The sequence below is a fragment of the Streptomyces sp. NPDC085946 genome, assembly GCF_044540485.1.
Lineage (GTDB): Bacteria > Actinomycetota > Actinomycetes > Streptomycetales > Streptomycetaceae > Streptomyces.
Genome location: NZ_JBITSF010000024.1, coordinates 82,574 through 90,960, shown reverse-complemented (window position 1 = coordinate 90,960; position 8,387 = coordinate 82,574). Strand labels below are relative to the sequence as shown.

9 protein-coding genes and 1 pseudogene are annotated in these 8,387 nt (G+C 75.1%); 1 reads left to right on the top strand and 9 read right to left on the bottom strand.

The window, feature by feature from the left end; all coding sequences use genetic code 11:
• Both ACIF8T_RS33485 and ACIF8T_RS33480 read right to left on the bottom strand, forming a co-directional pair.
• A pseudogene (locus ACIF8T_RS33485) lies at positions 1-230 on the bottom strand ((2Fe-2S)-binding protein); the annotation flags it as partial.
• A gap of 80 nt (positions 231-310) precedes the next feature.
• A complete protein-coding gene (locus ACIF8T_RS33480) occupies positions 311-763 on the bottom strand; it encodes a DUF4383 domain-containing protein (protein WP_400040327.1) in 453 nt (150 codons plus the stop codon).
• 198 nt (positions 764-961) lie between these two features.
• Between ACIF8T_RS33480 and ACIF8T_RS33475 the strand changes: the two genes are divergently transcribed.
• Entirely contained in the window at positions 962-1,210 is a 249-nt protein-coding gene (locus ACIF8T_RS33475; RefSeq protein WP_400040325.1) for a hypothetical protein, read from the top strand.
• Between the two features lie 22 nt (positions 1,211-1,232).
• Here ACIF8T_RS33475 and ACIF8T_RS33470 read toward each other — a convergent pair whose 3' ends face one another.
• From ACIF8T_RS33470 to ACIF8T_RS33440, 7 genes are all read right to left on the bottom strand, one after another.
• A complete protein-coding gene (locus ACIF8T_RS33470) occupies positions 1,233-1,925 on the bottom strand; it encodes an ABC transporter ATP-binding protein (RefSeq protein WP_400040324.1) in 693 nt (230 codons plus the stop codon).
• Complete coding sequence (locus tag ACIF8T_RS33465; protein WP_400040322.1) at positions 1,918-2,883, bottom strand: ABC transporter ATP-binding protein; 966 nt, start codon at positions 2,881-2,883, stop codon at positions 1,918-1,920. Before ACIF8T_RS33465 ends, ACIF8T_RS33470 begins: the two co-directional genes overlap by 8 nt.
• A complete protein-coding gene (locus ACIF8T_RS33460) occupies positions 2,880-3,797 on the bottom strand; it encodes an ABC transporter permease (protein WP_400040320.1) in 918 nt (305 codons plus the stop codon). The genes ACIF8T_RS33465 and ACIF8T_RS33460 overlap by 4 nt, the downstream gene beginning before the upstream one ends.
• Positions 3,787-4,755 carry an ABC transporter permease gene (locus tag ACIF8T_RS33455; protein WP_400040333.1) on the bottom strand — a complete coding sequence of 323 codons (969 nt, stop codon included), beginning with the start codon at positions 4,753-4,755 and terminating at the stop codon, positions 3,787-3,789. Before ACIF8T_RS33455 ends, ACIF8T_RS33460 begins: the two co-directional genes overlap by 11 nt.
• A 26-nt stretch (positions 4,756-4,781) precedes the next feature.
• Positions 4,782-6,368 (bottom strand): ABC transporter substrate-binding protein, encoded by a 1,587-nt coding sequence (locus ACIF8T_RS33450; RefSeq protein WP_400040318.1) that lies wholly within the window; start codon positions 6,366-6,368, stop codon positions 4,782-4,784.
• Between the two features lie 92 nt (positions 6,369-6,460).
• Positions 6,461-7,201, bottom strand: a complete 741-nt coding sequence (locus ACIF8T_RS33445; RefSeq protein WP_400040316.1) for an alpha/beta fold hydrolase — start codon at positions 7,199-7,201, stop codon at positions 6,461-6,463.
• 17 nt (positions 7,202-7,218) lie between these two features.
• Positions 7,219-8,208 (bottom strand): alpha/beta hydrolase, encoded by a 990-nt coding sequence (locus ACIF8T_RS33440; protein WP_400040315.1) that lies wholly within the window; start codon positions 8,206-8,208, stop codon positions 7,219-7,221.
• Positions 8,209-8,387 lie beyond the last annotated feature (179 nt).

The following is an 8,387-nucleotide window of genomic DNA, read 5'->3' as shown; positions in this document are numbered from 1 at the left end:
GCCGCCGACATCCAGCTGCCGATCGGCACCTGGACCATCAGCGGATGCACCGGATGCCCCAGCCACCGGCCGTGCAGAAGATCCCTGCCGCGTCGTCCCAGCGGCAGCGACCGCACCCCCTTGCCGAGCGCGCCGATCAGCCGGTCCGCCCGCGGCTCCCGCTCCAGCAGGTCCAGCAGCCACAGGACCCGGTTCTGCCGCAGCCTGCGGCGGTGTGACGTGGCGTTCATGAACCGCCGGGTCCCCACCGGCGCACACGGCAAACGGTGTGCGCGCCGGCGGGTCCGGCGGTCGCGTCACGCGCGGGGCGTCACAGCCCGCGGGCGGCGGGACGGCGGGTGAGCAGCGCGCCGAGCGCGATCATGCCGATGCCGAGCACGAAGTGCAGCCAGTCGTCGGCCGTGTTCAGCGGGACGAAGTTGGCGTCGCTGGTGTGCCCGACGAGCAGGCCGTACAGCCACAGCACCAGGTAGATCGCGCCTCCGACCAGGAGGTACGACCGGGCGCCCGAGGCGGTGCGGGACAGGGCCACGCCCGCGACGCCGAACGCCAGGTGCACGAGGTTGTGCAGGACGGAGATCTGGAAGATGCCGAGGAGTTCGGCCCCGGACTCGTGGGAAGCGAACTTCATCGTGTCGTAGTCGGTGGTGATCCCCGGAATGAAGCCCAGGATCCCCACCAGCAGGAAGACCAGTCCCACCAGCAGGGCCGCCTGCTGGACCGGGGTGCGGGCACTTCTCGTCGCACGGGTATGCGTGGTCATGGCGATGGCCTTCTGACTCGGGGCGCCTCGGGTGAGCACCGGTGCGCGGCGAGTACCCGCGTTGCCGTTCACCCATGTGTACGAGGCGGGCATGTGCGGGACGGGTTCGCAGGACGCGGGCCGCCGGGGGTACCCGCCCGTCCCGGGCGTGGCGATCGGGCCGTGCCGTCGAGAGCGAACCGGAAGGGGCGTGTGCACATGATCACGGCCGAGCACATCAGGGACCTGCTGGAGTCGGACGCCGACGACCCGAGGCTGGTCGTGGTGTCCGGCGCCGCCGCGGTCGTCCCGGCGGCGGAACTGGAGACGGACCGCTACCGGGGGGCGATGGAGGTCGTCTCGCGGCGGGACCTCCTGGCGCGGCTCGGCACCGGGGAGGCGTCCCGCCCCGACCCGGCGGAGATCGCCGCCCGCCTGGACGCGACGGTGACACGGCTCGGCGCCTGAGCGCCCGCGCCGGGCGGGCCGCTCACCCGGCCGCGGTGCCCGGCTCCCCGGCGCGCACCGCGGCCGACAGGGTCTCCCAGTGCACGACGCGGTCGCACCAGCGGTGCAGCAGGGTGCGGTCGTGGCCGACGGCGAGCAGGCTCGCGCCGGTGGCCGCGCGATACTCCTCCACCACCGCGACGAGGGCGGCGGCGGTGGAGGCGTCGAGCATGGCGGTCATCTCGTCGCAGATCAGCAGGCGGGGACGGAGGGCGAGGGCGCGGGCCAGGCAGGCGCGCTGGAGCTGGCCGTCGCTGACCTCGTGGGGGCGGCGCCTCAGCAGGTCCGGGGTCAGGCCGGCCTGCGGGGCCAGTTCGGCGACCCGGCCGGCCGCCTCCGCGCGCCGGCCGCAGGCGCGCAGCGGCTCGGCGATCAGGTCGGCGAGCCTGAGCCGGGGGTCCGCGGACAGCCGGGGCTGCTGGAAGACGACGCCGAAGGCGGTGCGCAGCTCGCGCGGGGCGCGGTGACGCCAGCGCCGTACGGGGGTTCCGTCGAGGAGCAGGGTGCCGGAGTCGGGCCGGTGCAGAAGGGCCGCGACACGGGCCAGGGTGGACTTGCCGCAGCCGCTGGGGCCGAGCAGGCCGACGGCCTCGCCGGGCGGGACGGTCAGGGAGACGTCCCGGACCACCGGGGTGCGCCGGTCGTATCCGGCGGTGACGGCGCGCAGTTCAAGCACGGAGGTCCTCCGGGACGTACGGGTGGTGGCAGGCGGTGCCGCCGGTGACCGGGGGCGGCTTGGCGCAGGCGGCGGTGGCCCGGTCGCACCGGGGCGCGAAGGCGCAGCCGGCGGGGAGGTCGCCGAGTTCGGGCGGCAGGCCGGGGATCGGGGTGAAAGCCCGGTCGGGCAGGGCCTGCAGGAGGCCGCGGCTGTAGGGGTGGCGGGGGCCCGGGGCCCCGAAGAAGGCGGTGGCGTCGGCGAGTTCGACGATGCGGCCCGCGTACATGACGGCCACGCGGTCGGCGATGCGCTCGGCGGCGGCCAGGTCGTGGGTGATCATCAGCAGGGCCCGGCCGGTGCCGTCGATGTGGCGCCGCAGTTCGTCGACGGTGCGGTCCACGAGGTCGCGGTCGAGGCCGGTGGTCGGTTCGTCGGCGAGCAGCAGGGGCGCGTCGCCGACGAGGGCGAGCGCCAGGGCCGCGCGCTGGGCGAGGCCTCCGGAGAGTTCGTGCGGGTGGCGGTCGAGGTGGTCCGCGGGGAAGGCGGCGCGTGCGGCGGCCGCCTCGGCGGCGGCGCGCGGCGCGGCCCGGCCGCGGACCCCGGTCAGGGCGCGGACCGTCTCCTCCAGGTGGGAGCGGATGGTGCGGACGGGGGTGAGGTGCGCCGCCGGGCTCTGCGGGACGAGACCGACCAGGCGGCCGCGGACCTTCCCGGCGAGTGTGCGTTCGTCGGCGGCGAGCAGGTCGAAGCCGCCCAGGCGGGCTTCCCCGGCGGTCTGCGCGTTGGCGGGGAGCAGGCCGAGGAGGGCCGAGGCGAGGACGGACTTGCCGCAGCCGCTCTCGCCGATCAGGGCCAGGCACTCGCCCGCCGCGACGTCGAAGTGCGCGTCCGTGACGGCGGCGATCCGGCGGCCGCCGGGCATCAGGAAACGCGCCGACAGGCCGCGGACCGACAGCACGGGGGCGGGCTCGGTCACAGGGTCAGCTCCGATCGGCGGCGGGGGTTGATCCGTTCCCGCCAGGCCCCGGCGAGACCGGCGACGGCGAGGGTCGGGACGATGAGGAAGAGACCGGGGAAGAGCGTCGGCCACCACTGCCCGGCGAGCAGGGAGCCGCGCGCGCTCTGGACGAGGGTGCCGAGGCTCGCCGTGTGGGTGGGCAGGCCCAGTCCGAGGAAGGACAGGGCCGACTCGTGCCACATGGCGTGCGGCACCATGAGCACGGCGGCGAGCGCGGCCTGGGGCAGCACGCCGGGCAGCAGGTGGCGTACGGCCACCTGCCACCGGGACGCGCCGCCGGAGACCGCGGCGTCGATGTACGGGCGGGAGCGCAGGGACATCACCTCGGCGCGGACGATCCGGGCGGTGGAGAGCCAGTGGGTGAGCGCGACCGAGACCACCACCGGCCAGACGCCCGGGCGGAACATGGCCACGATGAAGATGCCCATCAGCAGGTGCGGCACGGACGAGAAGGTGTCGACGAGCCGCATCACGGCGCGGTCCGCCCAGCCGCCCAGGGCCCCGGCGACGGCGCCGACGGCGGTGCCGATCACGGTCGCGGTCAGGGCGGCCGCCACGCCCACGAGCAGGGAGACGCGCAGCCCGTAGACGCAGCGCAGCAGCAGGTCGCGGCCGACGTCGTCGGTGCCGAACGGGTGGGCCCAGTCCGGGGGTCGCAGCTCGGCCGCGAGGTCGACGGCCTGCTGGTCGAGCCGGACCAGCGGCGGTACCAGCAGGACGGCGAGGACGGTCACGGCGAGCAGGGCCGCCGAGGTGCGCGCCCGCAGGGTGTGGGTGGAGCGGCGGCTGCGGCCGCGGGACCGCCAGGCGGGCGCGGCGGGGGTGGCGCGGGCGGCTCCGGCCGCCGGGGAGGTCGGGGAGTCACATGTCATCGGGCTTCACCCTCGGGTCGAAGAGTCCGTAGAGCAGGTCCGCGAGCAGGTTGCCGACGAGGACGGCGAGGGTGGCGAGGGTGGTCAGGGCGGCGAGCAGGGGGAAGTCGACGGCGGTGGCCGCCTGCACGGTGGCCGCCGCGATGCCGGGCCAGCTGAAGACGCTCTCCACCAGCAGGGCACCGGTGATGAGCTCGGGGACCCGCGAGCCGATCAGGGTGAGGACCGGCAGCAGGCCGGAGCGCAGGGCGTGGCCGAGCAGGACCGTCCGCTCGCTCAGTCCCCGGGCGCGGGCGCCGCGCACCGGGTCCTCGGCGAGGGCGTCGGCGACGCCCTGGCGGACGTACAGGGTGAACCAGGGCAGCTGGGAGACCGCGAGGACGCCGGCGGGCAGTACGAGGTGGCGCGCGACCTGGCCTGCGGTGACCTGCTCGCTGGCGGTGTCCGTCAGTCCGCCGGCGGGCAGGGTGCCGGTCCGCAGGGCGAACAGCCAGATGGCGAGCAGGGCGATCCAGAAGACGGGCGCGGCCTCCACGGTGTAGGCGAGCGAGGTGACGGTCCGGTCGAGCCACGATCCGGGACGGCGGGCGGCGAGCACCCCGAGCAGCGTGCCGGCCAGGACGGCGGCGGTGAACGCGACCGCGCACAGCAGCGACGACCACACCAGTCTTTCGCCGATCACCTGGGTCACCGGTTGGCGCAGGACGCCGGAGTGGCCGAGGTCGCCGGTGAGCGCGGAGGTCAGCCACCGCCACCAGCGCACCGCGAAGGGCTCGTCGGCGCCGAGGTTGGCCCGCAGCCGGTCGAGGGTCTCCTGGTCGGCGCCGAGCGCGGCGGTGCCCGCGTACGCCTTGACGGGGTCGAAGGGGGAGGCGGCGGCGATCGCGAAGACGCCGAAGGTGACGGCGAGGAGGACGGGGACGGCGGACAGGGTCCGCCGTCCGGCCAGCCGGGCCATCGCTCCCCAGGGCAGGGGCGTCGCGGTCACTTCTTCGGCTGCCAGTCCTCGATGTTCCACCAGGGGCCGCTGGCGAAGCCGTGCTCGTGCGGCTCCACCTGCGTGACCGGCCCGTCCCAGCGGTCGGCGAGGACGTACAGGTGGTCGATGTGGGTGAGGAAGGTGTAGCCGGGGTTCTTCACCAGCGCGCGCTGGAGCCGGTCGTAGGCGGCCTCGCGCACGGCCCGGTCCTGGCTGCGGCGGCCGGTCTCCAGCGCCTCGTCGACGACCGGATCGGCGTAGCGGGCCATGTTGTTGAAGCCGTCGCCGGCCAGGGAGGAGTGCAGCATCGTGTAGAGGCCGTAGTCGGGGTCGCCGGTGCTGCCGAAGCCCGCGAGGACCGCGTCGTGCTTCATGCGCGGCTCGATGACCTCCCAGGTGGCGCTCTCGACCGTCACGTCGATGCCGGCCTTCCCGGCGTCGGAGGCGTAGGCGAGGGCGTGGTCCTGGCGGACCTTGTCGCCCGAGGGGTAGAGCAGGGTGAACGCCGCCCGCCGGCCGTTCTTGACGCGGACGCCGTCCTCGCCGGCCTTCCAGCCCGCGGCGTCGAGGATCCGGCGGGCCCGGGCGAGGTCCTGGGGGCGTTCGATGCCCCGCGCGAACCAGGGGTCGTCGGCGGGGACCGGCCCGTACGCGGGGCGGCCCGCCCCGTCGAGGATCCGCTCGACCATGGCCCGCCGGTCCACGGCGGCGTCGAGGGCCCGGCGGACCGCCCGGTCGCCCGTGACCTTGCCGGCCGTGGGGAGCGTGACGGTGCGGACGTCGTAGGACGTCGCCTCGTAGGTGCGCCGGCCGCCGTCCTCGGCGAAGGCGGCGGCCAGGTTGGGCGGGAGGACCGCGCCGTCGAGGTCGCCGGAGCGCAGCCGGGTGGCGCGCACGTCGTCGTCCCCGATGATCGTCATGGTGACCTTCTTCACCTTCGGCGCGCCGCCCCAGTAGTCGGGGTTGGCCTTGAAGGTGAGCTTCTCGCCCTTGCTCCAGCCGGTCAGGACGTAGGGTCCGGTGCCGACCGGCCGGGTGTTGAAGGAACCGGTGTTGGGGTCCTGCCCGCCGGCGGCGTGCTCGGGGACGATCGGCAGCACGGTACGCCCGGCGAGAGGCGCGTACGGGTACTTGAGGGTGAAGACGACCTTGTCGTCGCCCTGCGCCCGTACGTCCTCGACGGCGTCGAGTTCGCTGCGGTAGGCGTTGTTGGTCCTCGGGTCGAGGACGGTCCGGTAGGTGAACACCACGTCCGCCGGGGTCAGCGGCTCGCCGTCGCTGAACCTGACGCCCTCGCGCAGGGTGAAGGTGTACGTGCGGCCCCCGTCGCCGACCCGGGGCAGCGCGGTGGCCAGGGCGGGTCTCAGGCGCAGGTCGGCGTCCCGGGCGAGCAGACCGTCGAAGATCTTGGAGTTGCCGTCCTTGCCGTAGCCCAGCAGCGGGCTGAGCGTGTCGGGCTCCGAGGCGACCCCGATGACGACCGAGTCGGCGGCCGCGCCGCCGCCCCCGGGCCCGCCGGGTGCCGAGCACGCTGCGGCCCCGGTGGCGAGTGCCGCCGCGAGGGCGGCTCCTCGTATCCGTCGCGTCGTCATGAACCTCACACCCTTACTGCGTCCAACAGGTTGTTGCATAGTAATTGCAGCAAGGGTGTGAGGATGACGAGGGTGGGTCCGGGCGGTGGCGGTCAGGCCGCGCGGCCGGCCGGCCGGCCCGTGGCGCGGACGGCCTCGCGGATGAGGTCGGCCACCTCCCGGGGCCGGGACACGGCGACGGCGTGCGAGGCGCCCTCGATCTCGACGACGATCGCGCCGGCCCGCTCGGCGCCGAAGCGCTCGACCTCGGGGTTGATCGCCTCGTCCGCGGCGGCGACCAGCGCCCAGGACGGCTTGGTCCTCCAGGCGGCCGCGGTGGCCCGCTCCTCGAACGCGGCGGCGGCCAGCGGCCGTTGGGACGCGGCGAGGACCTCGGTGACGCCGGCGGGCACGTCGGCGGCGAACACCGCGGGGAAGGCGTCCTCGGCGATGGTGACCTCGACGGCCGGCTCGCCGCCCGGCACCGGGTACGTCCACCGCCTGAGGCTGCCGGCCAGCGGGGAGAGCGGGAAGCGGCCCTGGAGTTCGCCGAGGCTCTCGCCCTCCTCCAGGGCGTAGGCGGCGACGTACACCAGGCCGACGACGTTCTCCGCGGTGCCGGCCACGGTGATGAGGGCGCCGCCGTAGGAGTGGCCGACGAGGACGACGGGGCCGTCGATCCGGGCGGCGACGGAGGCGATGTAGGCCGCGTCGGAGGCGAGGCCGCGCAGCGGGTTGGCCGGGGCGGTCACGGGGACGCCGTGGCGCCGGAGTTCGGCGATGACGCCGGACCAGCTGCCGGCGTCGGCGAACGCGCCGTGCACCAGGACGACGGTGGGCGTGGAGGTGGTCATGTCGGTCTCCCCCCGGGTCAGGCGGTGTGCAGGGCGGTGCGCAGGGTGCCGGCGGCCAGCGTGATGGCGGCCTCGGCCGCGTGGGTGCCGCGCAGGGCGTCGAGCATCACGAAGTCGTGGATGACGCCCTGGAAGCGCACGGCGGTCACGGGGACGCCGGCCGCGCGGAGCTTGTTGGCGTACGCCTCGCCCTCGTCGCGCAGGACGTCGGCCTCGGCCGTGACGACCAGGGCCGGGGGCAGGCCGGCGAGCTGCTCGGTGGTGGCGCGCAGCGGGGACGCGGTGATCTGCGCGCGCTCGGCCTCGTCGGTCGTGTACTGGTCCCAGAACCACTGCATGCCGTCGCGGCGCAGGAAGTAGCCGGTGGCGAACTGGTGGTAGGAGCCGGTGTCGAAGGCGGCGTCGGTGACCGGGTAGAACAGCACCTGCTGCACCAGCGGTATGCCGCCGCGCTCCTTGGCCAGGAGGGTCAGCGCGGCGGTCATGTTGCCGCCGACGGAGTCGCCGGCCACGGCCAGCCGGGTGCCGTCCAGGTCCTGGGACGCGCCCTGCTCCACGATCCACCGGGCGACCGCGTAGTTCTGCTCGACGGCGACCGGGTAGCGGGCCTCGGGCGACAGGTCGTACTCGGGGAAGACGACGGCCGCGCCGGCGCCGACGGCGAGTTCGCGCACCAGCCGGTCGTGGGTGTGGGCGTTGCCGAACACCCAGCCCGCGCCGTGGATGTAGAGGACGACCGGCAGGACTCCCGCGGCGCCCGCCGGCCTCACGATGCGGGTGCGGACGCTGCCCGTCGGACCGCCGGGGACGGTGACCCACTCCTCGTCGACGGCGGGCTTGGCGATGTCGCCGGACTGCACCTCGTCGACGGCCTTGCGCCCCTCCGCCGGGGGCAGTTGGAACAGGAAGGGCGGTCGGGCGGTCGCCTCGGCGAAGGCCGCGGCCGCGGGTTCCAGCACGGGCTGCACGGGCTGCACCGGCTGCACGGGTTCGACGGCATCGGACATGTGCGTGTCTCCTGAAAGGTGGTGGGCGGACCGGTCCTCCCGGCCGTACGACCCGGCCCCGACGGGGTGTTCCGGTGCCGCTGCCCGTCACGCTAGGCCCGCGGGGGGACGCGGATTGCCCAGGAGCGCACCGCCGCTTTCCCGACAGCGCACACGCGCCGGGCGCCGCGGTGCGGATC

What these genes read in the sequence shown, in the direction of transcription:
- ACIF8T_RS33440 (WP_400040315.1), bottom strand. Translation starts at nt 8,208, where the DNA reads ATGTCCGATGCCGTCGAACCCGTGCAGCCGGTGCAGCCCGTGCAGCCC.
- ACIF8T_RS33475 (WP_400040325.1), top strand. Translation starts at nt 962, where the DNA reads ATGATCACGGCCGAGCACATCAGGGACCTGCTGGAGTCGGACGCCGAC.
- ACIF8T_RS33445 (WP_400040316.1), bottom strand. Translation starts at nt 7,201, where the DNA reads ATGACCACCTCCACGCCCACCGTCGTCCTGGTGCACGGCGCGTTCGCC.
- ACIF8T_RS33460 (WP_400040320.1), bottom strand. Translation starts at nt 3,797, where the DNA reads ATGACATGTGACTCCCCGACCTCCCCGGCGGCCGGAGCCGCCCGCGCC.
- ACIF8T_RS33480 (WP_400040327.1), bottom strand. Translation starts at nt 763, where the DNA reads ATGACCACGCATACCCGTGCGACGAGAAGTGCCCGCACCCCGGTCCAG.
- ACIF8T_RS33450 (WP_400040318.1), bottom strand. Translation starts at nt 6,368, where the DNA reads ATGACGACGCGACGGATACGAGGAGCCGCCCTCGCGGCGGCACTCGCC.
- ACIF8T_RS33455 (WP_400040333.1), bottom strand. Translation starts at nt 4,755, where the DNA reads ATGGCCCGGCTGGCCGGACGGCGGACCCTGTCCGCCGTCCCCGTCCTC.